This is a genomic window from Mesorhizobium sp. P160187 (assembly GCF_057766425.1).
Map to the genome: position 1 here is coordinate 594,134 of NZ_JBYMDX010000003.1, position 18,031 is coordinate 612,164.

Annotated in this window: 15 protein-coding genes; 12 read left to right on the forward strand and 3 right to left on the reverse strand. The window is 63.5% G+C overall.

Going from position 1 to position 18,031, the window contains the following annotated elements:
- Positions 1-17: 17 nt before the first annotated feature.
- The 3 genes from fcl to AC3CCE_RS06190 all read right to left on the reverse strand — a co-directional run bounded on the left by fcl (position 18) and on the right by AC3CCE_RS06190 (position 3,325).
- Entirely contained in the window at positions 18-986 is a 969-nt protein-coding gene (fcl, locus tag AC3CCE_RS06180; RefSeq protein WP_352624330.1) for a GDP-L-fucose synthase, read from the reverse strand.
- A gap of 9 nt (positions 987-995) precedes the next feature.
- Positions 996-2,066: a GDP-mannose 4,6-dehydratase gene (gmd, locus tag AC3CCE_RS06185; protein ID WP_488377115.1), complete on the reverse strand. Its 1,071-nt coding sequence runs from the start codon at positions 2,064-2,066 to the stop codon at positions 996-998.
- A gap of 104 nt (positions 2,067-2,170) precedes the next feature.
- Positions 2,171-3,325, reverse strand: coding sequence for a dihydrodipicolinate synthase family protein (locus AC3CCE_RS06190; protein WP_352624332.1), 1,155 nt, complete (start codon positions 3,323-3,325; stop codon positions 2,171-2,173).
- Between the two features lie 229 nt (positions 3,326-3,554).
- Between AC3CCE_RS06190 and AC3CCE_RS06195 the strand changes: the two genes are divergently transcribed.
- The 12 genes from AC3CCE_RS06195 (at position 3,555) to AC3CCE_RS06250 (ending at position 18,030) form a co-directional block, all read left to right on the forward strand.
- Positions 3,555-4,613: a LacI family DNA-binding transcriptional regulator gene (locus tag AC3CCE_RS06195; RefSeq protein WP_023747128.1), complete on the forward strand. Its 1,059-nt coding sequence runs from the start codon at positions 3,555-3,557 to the stop codon at positions 4,611-4,613.
- The gene (locus AC3CCE_RS06200; RefSeq protein ID WP_352510372.1) at positions 4,610-5,626 is read left to right on the forward strand and encodes a Gfo/Idh/MocA family protein; all 1,017 of its coding nucleotides are present in this window, start codon (positions 4,610-4,612) and stop codon (positions 5,624-5,626) included. Before AC3CCE_RS06195 ends, AC3CCE_RS06200 begins: the two co-directional genes overlap by 4 nt.
- Positions 5,623-7,224, forward strand: a complete 1,602-nt coding sequence (locus tag AC3CCE_RS06205) for an acyl CoA:acetate/3-ketoacid CoA transferase (RefSeq protein ID WP_023747126.1) — start codon at positions 5,623-5,625, stop codon at positions 7,222-7,224. The genes AC3CCE_RS06200 and AC3CCE_RS06205 overlap by 4 nt, the downstream gene beginning before the upstream one ends.
- Entirely contained in the window at positions 7,217-7,993 is a 777-nt protein-coding gene (locus AC3CCE_RS06210; RefSeq protein WP_023671185.1) for an enoyl-CoA hydratase/isomerase family protein, read from the forward strand. Before AC3CCE_RS06205 ends, AC3CCE_RS06210 begins: the two co-directional genes overlap by 8 nt.
- Positions 7,994-8,003: 10 nt before the next feature.
- Entirely contained in the window at positions 8,004-9,515 is a 1,512-nt protein-coding gene (locus AC3CCE_RS06215) for an aldehyde dehydrogenase family protein (protein ID WP_352624349.1), read from the forward strand.
- 59 nt (positions 9,516-9,574) lie between these two features.
- On the forward strand, positions 9,575-10,828 hold the full coding sequence (locus AC3CCE_RS06220) for an ABC transporter substrate-binding protein (RefSeq protein WP_027049809.1): 1,254 nt from the start codon (positions 9,575-9,577) through the stop codon (positions 10,826-10,828).
- Positions 10,829-11,080: 252 nt separating this feature from the next.
- Complete coding sequence (locus AC3CCE_RS06225; protein WP_023671182.1) at positions 11,081-12,031, forward strand: carbohydrate ABC transporter permease; 951 nt, start codon at positions 11,081-11,083, stop codon at positions 12,029-12,031.
- Complete coding sequence (locus tag AC3CCE_RS06230) at positions 12,028-12,987, forward strand: carbohydrate ABC transporter permease (RefSeq protein ID WP_023814627.1); 960 nt, start codon at positions 12,028-12,030, stop codon at positions 12,985-12,987. The genes AC3CCE_RS06225 and AC3CCE_RS06230 overlap by 4 nt, the downstream gene beginning before the upstream one ends.
- Positions 12,988-13,007: 20 nt before the next feature.
- Positions 13,008-14,123, forward strand: a complete 1,116-nt coding sequence (locus AC3CCE_RS06235) for an ABC transporter ATP-binding protein (RefSeq protein ID WP_023671180.1) — start codon at positions 13,008-13,010, stop codon at positions 14,121-14,123.
- 5 nt (positions 14,124-14,128) lie between these two features.
- Positions 14,129-15,631: a GMC oxidoreductase gene (locus tag AC3CCE_RS06240; RefSeq protein WP_023804697.1), complete on the forward strand. Its 1,503-nt coding sequence runs from the start codon at positions 14,129-14,131 to the stop codon at positions 15,629-15,631.
- Complete coding sequence (locus AC3CCE_RS06245) at positions 15,628-16,389, forward strand: 3-ketoacyl-ACP reductase (protein ID WP_352624335.1); 762 nt, start codon at positions 15,628-15,630, stop codon at positions 16,387-16,389. The genes AC3CCE_RS06240 and AC3CCE_RS06245 overlap by 4 nt, the downstream gene beginning before the upstream one ends.
- Positions 16,390-16,401: 12 nt before the next feature.
- Positions 16,402-18,030 carry a GMC family oxidoreductase gene (locus AC3CCE_RS06250; RefSeq protein ID WP_023814630.1) on the forward strand — a complete coding sequence of 543 codons (1,629 nt, stop codon included), beginning with the start codon at positions 16,402-16,404 and terminating at the stop codon, positions 18,028-18,030.
- Position 18,031 lies beyond the last annotated feature (1 nt).

Below are 18,031 nucleotides of genomic sequence, written 5' to 3' on the forward strand. Positions count from 1 at the left end.
TTCAAGGAAAATTGGAATCAGGCCGCGCCGAGGCGGACATCACCCTTCTCAACATGGTTGAGAAACCACGCATATGTCTGTTCCAATCCACCGCGAAGCGCGTAGCGGGGGCGCCATCCCGTTGCAAACAGCCGCGAAACATCCATCAACTTGCGCGGCGTGCCGTCTGGCTTGGTCGTATCGAAGGCGATATTAGCCTCGACGCCGACGACCGATGCGACGGTCTGGGCAAGCTCGGCAATGGTGACATCCTCTCCCGAGCCGACATTGACGTGGCCGTCGCCGGCACAATTCTTCAACAGCCAGACCAAGGCATCGGCGGCGTCGTCGACATGCAGGAATTCACGCCGCGGCGTGCCCGAGCCCCAGACCTCCAGGCTGCTGCCACCGCTCAGTGCCAGCGCATGCGCCTTGCGCATCAGCGCCGGTACGACATGGCTGGACTGGAGATCGAAATTGTCGCCAGGACCGTAAAGGTTGGCCGGCATCGCCGAGATGTAGTCGACGCCATGCTGGCGCCGATAGGCCTGGCACAGTTTGAGCCCGGCGATCTTGGCGATCGCATACCATTCATTGGTGGGTTCGAGCGGACCGGTCAGCAGCGCGTCTTCCCTGATCGGCTGCGGCGCGAGCTTTGGATAGATGCAGGACGAGCCGAGAAACAAAAGCTTGCCGACCTCGCTGCGAAAGGCGCCGTCAATGACATTGCCCTGCATAACCAGGTTTTGCTGCAGGAAATCGACAGGGAACCGGTCATTGGCCAGGATACCGCCGACTTTGGCGGCCGCCATCACCACCGCATCCGGCCTGTGGTCGGCCATCCAGCGCCGCACCCCCGCCTGGTCGAGCAGGTCGAGCTTGTCGCGCGATATGGTGAGTATCTCGCAGTCCTCGCTCGCCAGCCGGCGCACGACGGCCGAACCGACCATGCCGCGATGCCCGGCGACGAAGACACGCTTGCCCTTCAGTTCAAATGTCGCGTCCATCGGCCTGCCTCACGCAGAACGGCTGTTCTGCCGCGTGCCGCCGGCCGCGCGTGCCAGATCGGCCTGCACCATTTCCGTCACCAGATCCCTGAAGCCGGTCGTGTGCGACCAGCCGAGTCTTGCCTTGGCCTTGGCGGGGTCACCGAGCAGCAGATCGACCTCGGTCGGCCGGAAATAGCGCGGATCGATACGGACCAGGACAGTGCCCGAACCGGCATCGACACCGACTTCATCGACACCCTCGCCTTGCCAGCGGATGCTGCGTCCGGTCTCGGCAAAAGCCAGTTCGACGAATTCGCGCACGGAATGCGCCTCGCCGGTCGCCAGCACGAAGTCATCGGCTTCGCTGTGCTGCAGAATGCGCCACATGCCCTCTACATAGTCGCGCGCATGGCCCCAGTCACGCTTGGCATCGATGTTGCCGAGATAGAGCGTGTCCTGCAGGCCATGATAAATCGAGGCGACGGCCCGTGTGATCTTGCGAGTGACGAAGGTCTCGCCGCGTGTCGGGCTTTCGTGATTGAACAGGATGCCGTTGGCGGCGAACACGCCGTAAGCCTCGCGGTAATTGACCGTGATCCAGTAGGCGTAAAGCTTGGCCGCGGCATAGGGCGAGCGCGGATGAAAGGGCGTGGTCTCGCTTTGCGGGACCTCGCGCGCCTTGCCATAAAGCTCCGACGTCGAGGCCTGATAGAAGCGCACCGACTTCTCCAGGCGCAGGATGCGGATCGCCTCGAGCAGCCTGAGTGCTCCCAGCGCATCGGCATTGCCGGTGTATTCCGGCGTCTCGAAACTCACCTGGACATGACTCTGGGCGCCGAGATTGTAGATCTCGCCGGGCTGTGTCTCCTGCACCAGGCGAATAAGGTTGGTGGCGTCGGTCAGGTCACCATAATGCAGGAAGAAACGCGCACCGCGCTCGTGCGGATCGACATAGATGTCGTCAACGCGCTCGGTGTTGAACGAGGACGAGCGGCGTTTGACGCCATGGACAATATAGCCCTTCTGCAGAAGCAATTCTGCGAGATAGGCCCCGTCCTGCCCGGTTACACCGGTGATGAGCGCCACTTTTTCCGTCATTGCCGCTCCGTCCGCATCCAATCCCGGCAACCGAATACAGATTTGGCGCGAGAACGCAAATCCCCCATACGGGGGACAGGTTTCAGCCAGCGATTGTGTCGTTCTCAGGCACCTGCAACCGCGCAGAAATGCTTCATCCTGGCCAGCGCAAGCTCGGGATCGGCGAGCAACCCTGCCTGGTCGGCAAGGCGGAAGATGTCGGCATAGTGCAGGATGCCGCGCGCCGACTGCATGCCGCCGACCATGGCGAAATGGTCCTGATGGCCGTTGAGCCAGGCCATGAAGACGATGCCGGCCTTGTAATACTCCGTCGGCGCCTCGAAGATCTTGCGCGACAACGGCACTGTCGGCGCCATCAGCGCGTCATAGCCGGCGCGGTCGCCCTCAGCCAGTTTCGCCAGCGCCGCACTGGCGACCGGCGCGATGGCATCGAATATGCCGAGCAAAGCGTGCGAGTGCCGCTTCCCGTCGCCGGCAATCAGTTCGGGATAGTTGAAATCGTCGCCAGTGAACATGACGACGCCTTCCGGCAGCCGGTTGCGCAAGGCAACTTCCTTGCCGGCATCGAGCAGCGATATCTTTATCCCCTCGACCTTATTAGCATGGCGCTCGATGATGGCGACGACGGTGTCGAGCGCAGCCTCGAAATTCCCACTGCCCCAATATCCCTGCAACGCCGGATCGAACATGTCGCCCAGCCAGTGCAGGATGACCTTGCCGGATGCCTGGCTGAGGATGCGATCGTAGACCCTGATATAGTCGTCCGGATCTTTTGCGACCGCCGCCAGCGCCCGGCTGGCCATCATGATCGCCTTGCCGCCCTCGCCTTCAATGAAAGCGAACTGCTCCTCATAGGCGGCGATCACATCTTCGAGTGATCTCGAATTGGCCGGCGCCAGATGATCGGTGCCGGCGCCCGAGGCGAGGTCTGCGCCTTCGACGCTGCGCGCCTCGGCGATCGAGCGCCGGATCAATTCCTGCGCATTCGCCCAGTCGAAACCCATGCCGCGCTGCGAGGTGTCCATCGCCTCGGCGATGCGGAAGCCAAGCCGCCACAAATGATGCCGAAACGCCATCGTCTTGTCCCAGTCGACCGCAGGCTTCGACCAGGGGTCGGTCATCGCGAAAGGGTCGGCGACGACATGGGCAGCGGCATAGGCGATGCGCGGGAAAACCGCACCGATTACGGGCTCGACCGGACTGCCCGCGAGCTTGTAGCTGACGCGGCCGCCATTCTGCGTAGGCAGGGTGATATCCATGGCAACCTCCGTTTTCGGCATCCTATAAATGGAACGTTCCAATAAATCAAGAACCTTTATGATTCAGGCGATTGAACCGGTCCAAATGCCGAAGAAGGCTAAGAGCCCTTGCTTGGAACCGCATTCCTCACCTTTTCGATCTCCGCAAGAATCCCGATTGACTCTCGTTTGGCAGAGTGATTAGAACGTTCCAATAGATTTGCTCATTCAGGCGGAGGAAACCACCGACATGGCCAGCCGGCCCAAGGCAACGATCCTGGACATCGCCCGCGAGGCTGGTGTGTCCAAATCGACGGTGTCGCTTGTGCTGCAAGGCTCAGGGCTGATCCGGCCTGAAACCGCGGTCAAGGTTCGCAAGGCGATCGAGGATGTCGGCTATGTCTACAACCGCGGCGCCGCCAATCTGCGCAAAGCCCATTCCAACGTCATCGGCATGGTCATCAACGATCTCACCAACCCCTTTTTCGCCGAGCTGGCGGTCGGCATGGAGCGCGTCTTCCAGTCAGCCGGCATCGTGCCCTTCATCGCCAACACGGCGGAGAACCCGGTGCGCCAGGAAGAAGTGCTGAAGTCGCTGATGGAACAGGGCGTCGCAGGCCTGATCGTGTCACCGGCACGCGGCACCACGCCGGGCGCCTTCCGTCGCCTCGAGATGGCGGGCGTGCCGGTCGTCTTCGCCATGCGCCGCCTGCCGGACAGCCGCATCCCGGTGATCGCTCCTGACAACCATCGCGGCGCGTATCTCGCCGCCGCCCATCTGATCGGCAAGGGCCATCGCCGGCTGGCCTTCTTCGGCGGCACCTCCGACCTGGTCGTCTATCAGGAGCGCCTGGGCGGTTTTCGTGAAGCTTGCGAAACATTGGGCATTGCCAGGCGCGACGTGCTTGTCGTCGAAGGCGAGACCAGCCGCAGGGGCGGCATCGCGTGCCTGGAAACCGCCCTTGCCATGGCCGAGCCGCCGACGGCGGCACTGTGCTTCAACGATGCCGTCGCCTTCGGCGTCATGCTGGCGCTGCGCAAGCGCGGGCTGGAGCCCGGCGCGGACTTTGCCGTCGTCGGCTTCGACGACGTGGTCGAGGCCGAGCATTATATGCCGGCGCTGACCAGCGTCTCGGTCGACACACCCGGCCTCGGTGAACGCGCCGCCCACGTCATGCTGAAGATGATCCAGTCGCGCACCACGCATGCCGAGGACCATATCGGCGCCGTCAATCTGGTCGTCAGGGACAGCTGCGGTCCCGGTCGCCGCGCCCAGAACACATCAGCAGGAATGGGAGACGCGGCATGAGCGTCAGATGGGGACTGATCGGCGCCAGCACGATCGCCAAACAGTTCATGATCAACGCCATCCGCGCACAAAAGGATGGCGAGATATCAGCGGTGATGAGCTCCAACCCGGAGCGCGCCAAGACCTATGCCGCAGAAAACAACATTCCTCTCGCCGTCTCGACGCTTGACGATTTGCTCGGCGCCGACATCGACGTCGTCTACATCTCGACCACCAATGAACTGCATCTCGAACAGGCGCTGGCCGCGATAAAGGCGGGAAAGCATGTTCTGTGCGAAAAGCCGCTGGCGCTGAACAGCACTGATGCGCGCACGATGGTCGCCGCCGCCAAGGAAGCCGGCGTGGTGCTTGGCACCAACCATCATCTGCGCAATGCCGGCGCCCACCACGCCATGCGCGACGCCATATCAGCCGGCCGCATCGGCAAGCCGATTGCCGCGCGTGTGTTCCATGCCGTCTATCTGCCGGAGAACCTGCAGGGCTGGCGCATCACCAGACCGGAAGCCGGCGGCGGCGTGGTGCTCGACATCACCGTGCACGATGCCGACACGCTGCGCTTCGTGCTCGGCGACGACCCGATCGAGATTTCGGCCTTCACCCAGTCGGCCGGCATGGCCGGCAGCGGGCTGGAAGACGGTGCCATGTGCATCTGGCGCTTCAGGTCCGGTTTGATTGCCCAGTCGCATGAAGGCTTCACAACCAAGTTCGCCGATACCGGCTTTGAGGTGCATGGTTCCGAAGGTTCGCTGATCGCAAAAAATGTGATGACGCAGAAGCCAGTCGGCTCGGTGCTGCTACGCACCGCCAAAGGCGAGGAAGAACTGAGCTTCGACCGAGAAGACCTCTACGCCAGGTCGCTGCGCCAGTTCCATGCCGCCATGCGTGGAGAAGGCCAGCCCTCCGCCACCGGCGAGGACGGCGTCTGGTCGCTGGCGTCGGCCGAAGCAGCGTTGCTGTCCGGGAAATCCGGCAAGGCGGTTGCCATCGAGCCGAAACTCGGGAGCGCCAAGTGAGCAAGCTCGTCTCCGCTCAGCAGGCCGCCAACCTCATCAAGGACGGCATGACCGTGTCGGTCTCGTCGTCGAGCGGGCTCGGCTGCCCGGACGCCGTGCTCGCCGCCATCGGCGGGCGCTTCGACGCGGAAGGCCATCCGAAAAATATCACCACGCTGCACCCTATCGCCGCCGGCGACATGTATGGCATCAAGGGCATCGACCATCTGGCCAAGCCCGGTTTGTTGAAGCGCACGCTCTGCGGCTCCTATCCCTCGGGCCCCTCCTCGTCCGAGCCGCCGCAGATCTGGAAGATGATCGGCGACAATTCGGTCGCCGCCTACAATGTGCCGTCGGGCATCCTGTTCGACATGCACCGCGAGGCCGCCGCCAAGCGGCCGGGCGTGCTGACCAAGGTCGGCCTTGACACTTTTGCCGACCCGCGCCACCAGGGCTGCGCCATGAACGCGGCTGCAAGCGAGCCGATCGTCTCGGTGCAGCAGTTCGACGGCGAGGAATGGCTCTATTTCCGCTCGATCGTGCCCAACATTTCGATCATCCGCGCTACCACCGCCGACGAGCGCGGCAACCTGACCTATGAACATGAGGGCGCCTATCTCGGCGGCCTCGAACAGGCGCTTGCCGCGCGCAACAATGGCGGCATCGTCATTGCGCAGGTCAAGCGCGTCGTCGAGAACGGCACGCTGAAGCCGCATGACGTGCGCGTGCCCGGCGTGCTGGTAGACCACATCGTGGTGGCGCCGGACCAGTTGCAGACGACGCTGACGCCTTACGACCCGGCGATTTCGGGCGAGATCTTCCGCCCGCTGTCAAGCTTTCGCAACGCCGAAATGAACATCCAGAAAGTAATCGCGCGCCGCGTCGCCATGGAGTTGCGCGATGGCATGGCCGTCAATATCGGCTTCGGCATCTCGGCCAATGTGCCGCGTATCCTTCTCGAGGAAGGCCAGCACGGCAAGGTCACCTGGGTGATCGAGCAGGGCGCGGTCGGCGGCGTGCCGCTGCTCGACTTCAAGTTCGGCTGCGCTTCCAACGCCGAGGCGATCATGCCCTCGCCGCACCAGTTCATCTATTTCCAGGCCGGCGGCTTCGATGCCTCGCTGCTCTCCTTCTTGCAGATCGACCGCCATGGCTCCGTCAACGTGTCGAAACTCTCGGCCCGGCCACATGTCACCGCCGGGGCCGGCGGCTTTGTCGACATCACGGCACGGGCGAAAAAGATCGTCTTCTCCGGCTTCTTCAATGCCGGCGCAAAACTGTCGCTCGCCGATGGCGGCATCCGCATCGATGCAGAAGGCAAGGTCAAGAAGGTGGTCAACGAGGTCGAACACATCTCCTTCTCCGGCAAGCGCGCCGTCGCGCAAGGGCAGGACATCACCTACGTCACCGAGCGCTGCGTGATGAAGCTGACGCCGGACGGTCTGATGGTGACGGAACTGGCGCCCGGCATCGACCTCGAACGCGATGTGCTGGCGCAGTCAGAGATTCCGCTCGGCATCGCCAACGATCTCAAGGTCACGCCGGCGGCTCTCTATCAGGACCGGCCGATCGGCCTGTCGCTGAATGGTGGCGCTTCGCTCGGAGGCGCGCATGGCTGAGCGCCTCGTCACCTTCGAGCAGGACGGCGCCATCGGCATCGTCACGCTGCGCCGGCCGGAGAAGTTCAACGCGCTGGACATTCCGATGCTGCGCGCGCTCGAGACAGCGCTCGACGAAGCCGAAATGGCTGAAGGCGTGCGCGTCGTGCTGATCCGCGGCGAAGGCAAAGGCTTTTGCGCCGGCGGCGACGTCGAGGCCTGGGCACAAATGAGCGCTGCCGACTTTCAGGTGCAATGGGTGCGCTACGGCCACCGTGTCTTCGACCGACTGGCGCGGCTGCGGCAGCCGACCATCGCGGTGCTTTCCGGCCATGCGCTGGGTGGCGGGCTGGAGCTGGCGGTCGCCTGCGACTTCCGTGTCGCCGAAACGCAGGTGAAGCTCGGCTTTCCCGAGACATCGATCGGCGTCGTCCCCGGTTGGTCCGGCACGCAGCGCGCCGTGCGCCGCTTTGGGGCCCAGATCGTGCGCCGCATGGCACTCGGCGGCGAGCTCTTTGCCGCCTCCGACGCGCTTGCCCTCGGCGTCGTTGACCGCGTGGTCGAGACCGGCCAGGCGCTGGCAGAGGCCAGGACTTGGGCCGAAAAAATCGCCGGGCGCGGGCCGCTCGCAACCGAAGCCGCCAAGCTGATGATCGCAGTCGCCGAAGGCGAGGAAAGTGCGGCCGCCACCGAGGCGCTCGCCAGCGGCTTCGTTGCGCTGACCGGCGACCTCAAAGCCGGCGTGAGCGCCTTCAAGGCCAAGCAGAAGCCGGCCTTTTCAAGATCCTAGAGAAAGCATGATGAACGCACCGCTCAACATTTCCATGCCGGCCGAGGCGTCCAAGGCGCCGAAGGCTTACAAGCTCCTGATCGACGGCAAGCATGTCGATGCCCGTGACGGCCGCACGATTGCGCGCAACAGCCCCGGCCATGGCTTCACCGTTTCGCGCTATGCGCAGGCCGGCGAGGCCGAGGTGGAGGCGGCCATGCAGGCCGCGCACAAGGCATTCGAGACCGGCCCGTGGCCGCGCACGAAGGCGGCCGAGCGCGCCGCGATCTTGCTCAAGACGGCTGACCTGATCGAGGCCCAGCGCGAAGACATCGCCCGCCTCGATGCGCTGGAATCCGGCAAGCCGATCGCCCAGGCGCGCGGCGAGATCGGCGGCGCCGTCGACATCTGGCGCTATGCCGCCTCGCTCGCCCGCACGCTGCACGGCGAGAGTTACGCCAATCTCGGCGACGCCATGCTGGGCGTGGTGCTGCGCGAGCCGATCGGCGTCGTCTCGATCATCACCCCGTGGAATTTCCCGTTCCTGATCGTCAGCCAGAAACTGCCCTTCGCGCTCGCCGCCGGCTGCACCGCGGTGGTCAAGCCGAGCGAAATGACCTCGGCCTCGACCTTCGTGCTCGGCGACATCCTGATGCAGGCCGGCCTGCCCGCGGGCGTCGTCAACATCCTGGCCGGCCTCGGCGCCGATGTCGGGGGGCCGATGGTCAGCCATCCGCTGGTCGAGATGGTGTCGTTCACCGGCTCTACCCGCGTCGGCAAGATGACCATGGCTTCCGCCGCGCAGTCGCTGAAGAAAGTCTCGATGGAGCTCGGCGGCAAGAACGGCCAGATCGTCTTCCCCGATGCCGATCTCGAGGCGGCCGCTGACGCAGCAGTGTTCGGCGGCTTCTTCAACGCCGGCGAATGCTGCAATGCCGGCAGCCGGCTGATCGTGCATGAAGCCATCGCCGACGATTTCCTCTCCACTGTCAAGGCCCTGACCGCCAAGGTAACGGTCGGCGACCCACTCGACGACCGAACCAAGGTTGGCGCGATGATTTCCGCCGACCATCTGACCAAGGTGGCGGATTACGTCGTGGCGGCAGCAAAAGACGGCAGCAATGTCTATACCGGTGGCGGCCAATTGGCGTCCAATGCCGGCCAGTACCTCGATCCGACCATCATCCGCGGCGTTACCGAAGACATGGCTATTGCGCGCGAGGAAGTGTTTGGCCCGGTGCTCTCCGTGCTGACTTTTGGATCGATTGAAAAGGCGTTGCACATCGCCAACAACACGCCCTATGGTCTGTCTGCAGGGGTGTGGAGCGCCAGCATCGACACTTGTATGTCGGTGGCGCGTGGTGTGCGTTCGGGGACCGTTTGGGTGAACACATTCATGGAAGGCTTTCCCGAGTTGCCATTCGGGGGCTACAAGCAGTCCGGCATCGGACGCGAACTCGGCAAACGCGCTGTCGAGGATTATACCGAGGAAAAGACAATCCAGTTTCATCGCGGCCAGCGCACCGGTTGGTGGGTCGGCTGAGTTTGGAAGAACCCGGTGGGGCTTCCACCGGTCGTGTAATGCAACAAGGGAGGTAGAACATGTTGCGCAAACTGCTTATCGGAACGGCTCTGGCGACGGCCTTTGCTTTCTCGGCCCATGCCGAGGACGTCAAGGAAGTGCAGATGCTGCATTGGTGGACGTCGGGCGGCGAAGCGGCTGCTCTCAACGTCCTCAAGGGCGACCTTGCCAAGGAAGGCTATGCCTGGAAGGACGTGCCGGTGGCCGGTGGTGGCGGCGACGCCGCCATGACTGCGCTGAAGGCGATGGTCGCGGCCGGCAATTACCCGACCGCGTCGCAGATGCTCGGCTACACCGTGCTCGACTATGCGGCGGCCGGCGTGATGGGCGACCTGACCGAGACGGCGAAGAAGGAAGGCTGGGACAAGTCGGTTCCGGCAGCCCTGCAGAAGTTCTCCGTCTATGACGGCAAGTGGGTCGCTGCTCCGGTCAACGTCCACTCCGTCAACTGGCTGTGGATCAACAAGGCGGTGATGGACAAGATCGGCGGCACCGAGCCAAAGACCTTCGACGACTTCGTCGCCCTGCTCGACAAAGCCAAGGCGGCTGGCGTCATTCCGCTCGCCCTTGGCGGCCAGAACTGGCAGGAAGCCACCATGTTCGACTCGGTCGTGCTGTCGACCGGCGGACCTGAGTTCTACAAGAAGGCCTTCAACGACCTCGACGACGAGTCCCTCAAGTCGGACACGATGAAGAAGTCGTTCGACAACCTCGCCAAGCTCGTCACCTATGTCGACCCGAACTTCTCGGGCCGCGACTGGAACCTTGCCACCGCCATGGTCATCAAGGGCGATGCCCTGGTGCAGGTGATGGGTGACTGGGCCAAGGGCGAGTTCAACGCCGCCAAGAAAACGCCGGGCACCGACTTCCTGTGCTATCGCTTCCCGGGCACGGAAGGCTCGGTGGTCTACAACTCCGACATGTTCGGCATGTTCAACGTTCCGGACGACCGCAAGGCCGCCCAGGTCGCGTTGGCCACCGCCACCCTGTCGAAGAGCTTCCAGTCCGCCTTCAACGTCGTCAAGGGTTCGGTTCCCGCCCGTACCGACGTTCCGGACACCGACTTCGACGCGTGCGGCAAGAAGGGCATCGCCGACCTGAAGGCTGCCAACGAAGGCGGCACACTGTTCGGCTCGCTTGCCCAGGGCTATGGCGCGCCTCCGGCGGTCGCCAATGCCTACAAGGACGTCGTTTCGAAGTTCGTCCACGGTCAGATCAAGACCTCGGACGAAGCCGTGACCGAACTGGTCAAGGCAATCGACGACGCCAAGTAAGCGCTGGCCAGCAAGACACCTTCCCCGCTTCGGCGGGGAAGGTTCGCCTCAGGATTGGCCGGCTGGCGCAATTCCAGGAAAAGTGTGAGCGGTTTTCCGGCCGGAATTGCGTGAACGAAAGAGTTAGAGAGGTTCGCCGTTTCCGTGAAACGGTGAAACCCTTTTGAACACCATGCCGACCAGAGACCCGTATGCACGGGGCCGCCTTGCCGCCTGACGGCAGGCACGGACGACCCGAACGGGAGGAGCCCTATGAGCAGTGTAGCGACAACCCAGATCAAGCTGACGCCCGAGCGGTCTCGCCCCTCCGTGCGCGCGCGATTGCAGGACGCGCTGCCGAAGATCGTGCTGGCGCCGAGCTTCGCCATCACCATCGTCTTCGTCTATGGCTTTATCCTGTGGACTGTCTATCTGTCCTTCACTAATTCCAAGACCTTCCCGTCCTATGTCATTACCGGACCACGCGCGTATCTACGGCTGTGGGGCTGGACCTTCGACTCCGACCCGCCATCGAGCTGGTACACGTCGATCGTCAATATGGGCATTTTTGGCTTTCTCTACATCGCCATCTGCCTGGCGCTCGGCCTGTTCCTGGCCATCCTGCTCGACCAGAAGATCCGCGGCGAAGGCGTGCTGCGGCCGATCTATCTCTACCCGATGGCGCTGTCCTTCATCGTCACCGGCGTTGCCTGGAAATGGTTCCTCGACCCGGGCCTCGGCCTCGAACAGACATTGCATCAATGGGGCTGGACAAGCTTCCATTTCGACTGGATCAAGAACAAGGATTTCGTCATCTACACGGTGGTCATTGCCGGCGTCTGGCAGGCCTCCGGCTTCATCATGGCGATGTTCCTGGCCGGCCTGCGCGGCATCGACGGCGAGATCATGAAGGCGGCGCAGATCGACGGTGCCACCACCTTCCAGCTCTATCGCCGCATCGTCATTCCGCTGCTGCGGCCAATCTTCCTGTCGGCCTTCATCGTGCTCGCCCACCTCGCCATCAAGTCGTACGATCTGGTGGTGGCGCTGACCAGCGGCGGCCCCGGTGGCTCGGCCTGGCTGCCGTCCAACTTCATGTATGAGTACACCTTCAAGCGCAACGAAATGGCCGTCGGCTCGGCCAGTGCCGTGATCATGCTGATGACCATCGTCGCCATCATCGTGCCTTATCTCTATTCGGAACTGCGGGAGAAGCCGCGATGAGCGCTGTCGCCACCCCTGCCCGTCCCGCTGCTTCCCGACAGGCCTCCGGCGGCATCAGCACCAAGACCCTCAACCGCATCGTCATCTACGGGCTTCTGGCGCTGTTTGCGCTGTTCTATCTGATGCCGCTGTTCGTCATGCTGGTGACCTCGTTCAAGACCATGGACGAGATCCAGAACGGCAACATGCTGGCGTTGCCCAAGGCGCCGACCTTCGACCCGTGGCTGAAGGCCTGGGGCGAGACCTGCGTCGGCCTAACCTGCGCCGGCATCAAGGGCTATTTCTGGAACTCGATCAAGATGGTGGTTCCAGCCGTACTGATCTCGACCATGCTCGGCGCGCTCAACGGCTACGTCTTGACCAAATGGCGTTTTCGCGGCGCCACGCTGGTGTTCGGGCTGATGCTGTTTGCCTGCTTCATTCCGTTCCAGTCGGTGCTGCTGCCGATGGCGACCATCCTCGGCAGCCTGGGACGTTTCGGCGTGAAGCTGCAGAATGCGACGGGTACGACCTTCGGTCTCGGCAATCCGACGGTCAACCTGGTTTTCGTCCATGTCGTCTACGGCATCGGCTTCACCACGCTGTTTTTCCGCAACTATTACGAGGCGTTCCCGAACGAACTGATCAAGGCGGCGCAGGTCGACGGCGCCTCCTTCTTCCAGATCTTCCGCCGCATCATGCTGCCGAACTCGATGCCGATCTTCGTCGTCACCGTCATCTACCAGTTCACCAACATCTGGAACGACTTCCTGTTCGCTTCGGCTTACGCCGGCACAGGCGACTCCATGCCGATGACGGTGGCGCTCAACAACGTCGTCAACACCTCGACCGGCGTCGTCGAATACAACGTCAACATGGCGGCCGCGATGATCGCGGCTCTGCCCACCCTGATCGTCTACGTCGTCGCCGGCCGCTATTTCGTGCGCGGGCTGATGGCTGGCGCGGTCAAGGGCTGATCAATTCGGAAGGAACGACCATGGCTTTTCTGGAAATTGATGGGCTGAAGAAGCGCTTCGGGAATGTCGAGATCCTGAAGGGCATCGATGTCGAGCTCGAAAAGGGCGGCTTCCTGGTGCTGGTCGGCCCGTCCGGCTGCGGCAAGTCCACCTTGCTCAACACGATTGCCGGCCTGGAGCAGATCACCGAGGGCGAAATCCGCGTCGACGGCCGCGCCATCAACGATCTGCACCCATCCAAGCGCGACATCGCCATGGTGTTCCAGAGCTATGCGCTCTATCCGAACATGACGGTGGCCGGAAACATCTCCTTCGGCATGGAGATGCGCGGCGTGCCGGCCGACGAACGCCAAAAGGCGATCGACAAGGTGGCCAAGGTCCTGCAGATCGGCCACCTCCTGCAGCGCAAGCCGAGCCAGCTTTCCGGCGGCCAGCGCCAGCGCGTCGCCATGGGCCGGGCGCTGGTGCGCGACCCCAAGCTGTTCCTGTTCGACGAGCCTTTGTCCAACCTCGACGCCAAATTGCGCGTTGACATGCGCATCGAGATCAAGCGCCTGCATGCCACCACCGGCACAACCATCGTCTACGTCACCCACGACCAGATCGAGGCGATGACGCTGGCTACCAAGATCGCCGTCATGCGCGACGGCGAGGTGCAGCAGTTCGGCACCCCGGCCGAGATCTACAACAACCCGACCAATTTGTTCGTCGCCGACTTCATGGGTTCGCCAGCGATGAACCTGATCCCGGCGACCATTGCCACGTCGGGAAATGCGCTGTCCGTCGTGTTGGAGCGCGAGGCGCGCGAGCCGATCACGCTGCCGATGGCCAACGCGCCGGCGGGTCTTTCGGCATTCCAGGGCAAGCCGATCATCTTCGGCGTGCGCCCGGAAGCGCTGACCGATCCGGAAGGTGCGGAACGCAACGCCTCCAACATTGCCACTGCCGACCTGCACATCGAAGTGGTCGAGCCGGCAGGGTCCGATACTTTCGCGGTGACCAATCTCGGCGGCAAGGGCGTGGTGGCGCGGTTGCGGGCCGACGCCAACATCCAGCCGGGCACCAGCACGCCGCTCGCCTTCAACCTGACCAAGGCCGTGTTCTTCGATCCGGCGACCGAACACCGCATCCGCTGATCGAGATGGTCAGCCCCGATATCGTCATCATCGGCTCCGGCATCGGCGGCGCTACGATCGCCTCCGGTCTGGCGGGCAGCGGCGCCTCGATCCTGATGCTGGAGCGCGGCGAGCCCTTGACGGCAACGCCGCATGCCCGCGACACGCGCTCCATCTTCGTCGACGGCCACTACCGTCCGAAGGAGATGTGGCGCGAGCCCGGCGGCGCCGCCTTCAACCCCGGCAATTACTACTATGTCGGCGGCAATTCGAAATTCTACGGCGCGGTGCTGATCCGCTACCGCAAAGAGGATTTCGCCGCCGTGGAGCACTTCGGTGGCGTCTCGCCGGCATGGCCGTTTTCCTACGATGAATTCGAGCCTTGGTATTCGAAAGCCGAGCAGCTGTTTCGCGTCCGCGGCTCACTTGGCGAGGACCCGACCGAACCGTTCCACTCGGTCCCCTATGCCTTCAAGCCGGTGCCCGACGAAGCGCCGATTGCGCGCGCCCGCGCCGAGCTGAAGGGACTGGGCCTGCACCCCGCCTCGCTGCCGCTCGGCGTCGACATCGACACCTGGCTGAAGGAGGGCAAGACCGGCTGGGACGCATTCCCCAACACCGCCCAGGGCAAGGTCGATGCGCAGACCGGACCGCTGACGGCTGCACTTAAGGACAGCAATATCCGACTCGAAACCGGCTGCCATGTCGAATATCTCGAAGCGTCGTCCGACGGCAAAAGCATCGCTGCCGTTCACTACCGTCAGAATGGCGAGCTGAAGAAAGTCGCGCCGAAGCTGGTCATCCTGTCCGCCGGCGCGGTCAATTCCGCCGTCATCCTGCTGCGCTCGCCTTCACCAGATGGCAAAGGCTTCGCCAACCGCTCCGACCAGGTCGGCCGCAATTTCATGAACCATAATTCGAGCGCCATGCTGGCGATCGATCCGCGCCGCAGGAACGACAGCGTCTACCAGAAGACGCTGATGCTGAATGACTACTATCTCTCCGACGGCAAAGGCGGCAAGCCGCTCGGCAACGTCCAGCTGCTCGGCAAGATCGACGGCAACATGTTGAAGGCCAACGTCAAACGCGTGCCGAAATTCGCGCTCGATTACATGGCCGGTCACGCCGTCGACTGGTATCTGATGTGCGAGGATCTACCCGATCCGGAAAGCCGCATCATGGTCGACGGCAAGGACATCGTCATGCAATGGCGGCGCTCCAACATGCAGTCGCTGGACGGGCTGACCAAGCTGATGCGTGAGAACTTCCGCGCCTGCGGTTATCCCATCGTGCTGTCGCGTCCCTTCGACAAGCGCACGCCCTCGCACCAGTGCGGCACGGTGAAAATGGGCGACGATCCGGCGACGTCGCCGCTCGACCCTTTCTGCCGCGCCTTCGACCACCCGAACCTGTTCGTTGTCGACGCCAGTTTTTTGCCGAACTCGGCCGCCGTGAATCCGGCGCTGTCGATTGCGGCACAGGCGCTCCGCGTGGCCGAGCATATTCGCCGAACGGACCTCGCGGCATGACCCGCCCCGCAGCAATCGTCACCGGCGGTGCGCGGGGTATTGGGCTCGCCTGCGCCGAGGCGCTGGCCGGGGCCGGCTTCGACATTTTGATCGCCGACCTTGCCGAACAAGCGCCGGACGAACTGGCCGCCAACATCACCGCACGGGGTGCGGAGTTCGCCTATGTCCGTTGTGATATCGCCAACCTCGAGGATCACACGGCCCTCGTCGACGCCGCCATACGTGCCTTCAGCCGCATCGACTGCCTGGTCAACAATGCCGGCATCGGCGCCGTGGTGCGCGGCGATCTGCTGGAGCTGAAGCCCGAGAATTTCGACCGTGCGCTGGACGTCAATCTGCGCGGCACAGTCTTCCTTAGCCAGGCCGTCGCCAAGGCGATGCTGGCGGCTCCCAGCAATCATCCGCGCTCGATCATCACCATCACCTCGGTCAGCGCCGATATGGCCTCGCCGGAACGCCCCGACTACTGCATCTCGAAAGCCGGCCTTTCGATGTGGGTGAAGAACCTGGCGCTACGGCTTGCGCCGGAAAACATCGGCGTGTTCGAACTGCGGCCGGGCATCATTCGCACCGACATGACCGCGAGCGTATCAGCCAAATACGACGCGCTTATCGACAGCGGCCTGGTGCCGGCAAAACGCTGGGGCGAAGCATCGGACATCGGCGCCGTGGTGGCGACGCTTGCCGCCGGCAAGCTCGGCTTTTCCACAGGCTCGATTATCAATGTCGACGGCGCGCTCTCCGTGCCTCGACTGTAGGTGGATAGAGTTATGACCGACTACATCATCGTAGGTGCCGGCCCGGCCGGCTGCGTTCTGGCCAACCGGCTGAGCGAGGATTCAGCGAATTCCGTGCTGCTGCTCGAGGCCGGCGGCAAGGACTGGCACCCCTACATCCACATGCCGGCGGGCTTTGCCAAGATGACCAAGGGCATCGCTTCCTGGGGCTGGTCGACTGTGCCGCAGAGGCACATGCAGGACCGCGTCTTCTGGTATACGCAGGCGAAGGTGGTCGGCGGCGGCTCGTCCATCAATGCCCAGATATACACGCGCGGCAACGCTCGCGACTACGACGCATGGGAGAAGGAAGAGGGCCTCGCGGGCTGGGGCTATCGCGACGTGCTGCCCTATTTCAAGCGCGCCGAGAACAACCAGCGCTTCGCCAACGATTTTCACGGCGACCAGGGGCCGCTCGGCGTGTCGAACCCGATTTCGCCGCTGCCGATTTGCGAGGCCTATTTCCGCGCCGGCCAAGAGATGGGCATCCCCTTCAACCCGGATTTCAACGGCGCTAGCCAGGAAGGCGTCGGCTACTACCAGCTGACCCAGAAGGACGCCCGGCGCTCATCCGCTTCGGTCGCCTATTTGAAGCCTATCCGCGCCCGCAAGAACCTGACGGTCCGAACCGATGTGCTGGTCACCCGCATCGTCGTCGAGAAAGGCCGCGCCATTGGCGTCGAGATCGTCGACAAACCCGGCGGCGAGAAGACCATCATGCGCGCCGAGCGCGAAGTGATCGTCTCGTCCGGCGCCATCGGTTCGCCGAAGCTGTTGATGCAGTCGGGCATCGGCCCGGCTGATCACCTGAAATCGGTCGGCGTGACGCCGGTGCATGATCTGCCCGGTGTCGGCTCCAACATGCAGGACCATCTCGATTTGTTCGTCATCGCCGAATGCACCGGCGACCACACCTATGACAACTACGCCAAGCTGCACCGCACCGCGTGGGCCGGCTTGCAGTATCTGCTGCTGAAGAAAGGGCCGGTCGCCTCCAGCCTGTTCGAGACCGGCGGCTTCTGGTACGCCGATCCGACCGCCGCCTCGCCCGACATCCAGTTCCATCTGGGACTCGGCTCCGGCATCGAGGCCGGCGTCGAGAGGTTGAAGAACCCCGGCGTGACCTTGAACTCGGCCTTCCTGCGCCCGCGCTCGCGCGGCACGGTGCGGCTGAGCAGCGCCGACCCGGCCGACCACCCGCTGATCGATCCCAACTATTGGTCGGACCCTTATGACCGCGCCATGTCGATCAAGGGCCTCAGGCTTGCGCGCGAGATCATGCGGCAGAAGGCGCTTGCACCTTACGTGTTGCGCGAGGTGCTGCCCGGACCATCGCTCGCCAGCGACGACGAGCTGATCGACTATGCCTGCCGCACCGCCAAGACCGACCATCACCCCGTGGGCACCTGCCGCATGGGCCATGACGATATGGCGGTGGTCACACCGGACCTGCGCCTGCGCGGCATCGAGGGCCTGCGCGTCTGCGATGCCTCGGTGATGCCGCGCGTGCCTTCCTCCAACACCAATGCGCCGACCATCATGGTCGGCGAAAAAGGCGCCGACATCATCCTCGGCCGCGAGCCGCTGCCGCCGGCGGTGTTCTCCGGCAATCGGGCCGCATAGC

What these genes read in the sequence shown, in the direction of transcription:
- AC3CCE_RS06210 (WP_023671185.1), top strand. Translation starts at nt 7,217, where the DNA reads ATGGCTGAGCGCCTCGTCACCTTCGAGCAGGACGGCGCCATCGGCATC.
- AC3CCE_RS06190 (WP_352624332.1), bottom strand. Translation starts at nt 3,325, where the DNA reads ATGGATATCACCCTGCCTACGCAGAATGGCGGCCGCGTCAGCTACAAG.
- AC3CCE_RS06225 (WP_023671182.1), top strand. Translation starts at nt 11,081, where the DNA reads ATGAGCAGTGTAGCGACAACCCAGATCAAGCTGACGCCCGAGCGGTCT.
- AC3CCE_RS06250 (WP_023814630.1), top strand. Translation starts at nt 16,402, where the DNA reads ATGACCGACTACATCATCGTAGGTGCCGGCCCGGCCGGCTGCGTTCTG.
- fcl (WP_352624330.1), bottom strand. Translation starts at nt 986, where the DNA reads ATGGACGCGACATTTGAACTGAAGGGCAAGCGTGTCTTCGTCGCCGGG.
- AC3CCE_RS06245 (WP_352624335.1), top strand. Translation starts at nt 15,628, where the DNA reads ATGACCCGCCCCGCAGCAATCGTCACCGGCGGTGCGCGGGGTATTGGG.
- AC3CCE_RS06220 (WP_027049809.1), top strand. Translation starts at nt 9,575, where the DNA reads ATGTTGCGCAAACTGCTTATCGGAACGGCTCTGGCGACGGCCTTTGCT.
- AC3CCE_RS06235 (WP_023671180.1), top strand. Translation starts at nt 13,008, where the DNA reads ATGGCTTTTCTGGAAATTGATGGGCTGAAGAAGCGCTTCGGGAATGTC.
- AC3CCE_RS06215 (WP_352624349.1), top strand. Translation starts at nt 8,004, where the DNA reads ATGAACGCACCGCTCAACATTTCCATGCCGGCCGAGGCGTCCAAGGCG.
- AC3CCE_RS06200 (WP_352510372.1), top strand. Translation starts at nt 4,610, where the DNA reads ATGAGCGTCAGATGGGGACTGATCGGCGCCAGCACGATCGCCAAACAG.
- AC3CCE_RS06240 (WP_023804697.1), top strand. Translation starts at nt 14,129, where the DNA reads ATGGTCAGCCCCGATATCGTCATCATCGGCTCCGGCATCGGCGGCGCT.
- gmd (WP_488377115.1), bottom strand. Translation starts at nt 2,066, where the DNA reads ATGACGGAAAAAGTGGCGCTCATCACCGGTGTAACCGGGCAGGACGGG.
- AC3CCE_RS06230 (WP_023814627.1), top strand. Translation starts at nt 12,028, where the DNA reads ATGAGCGCTGTCGCCACCCCTGCCCGTCCCGCTGCTTCCCGACAGGCC.
- AC3CCE_RS06195 (WP_023747128.1), top strand. Translation starts at nt 3,555, where the DNA reads ATGGCCAGCCGGCCCAAGGCAACGATCCTGGACATCGCCCGCGAGGCT.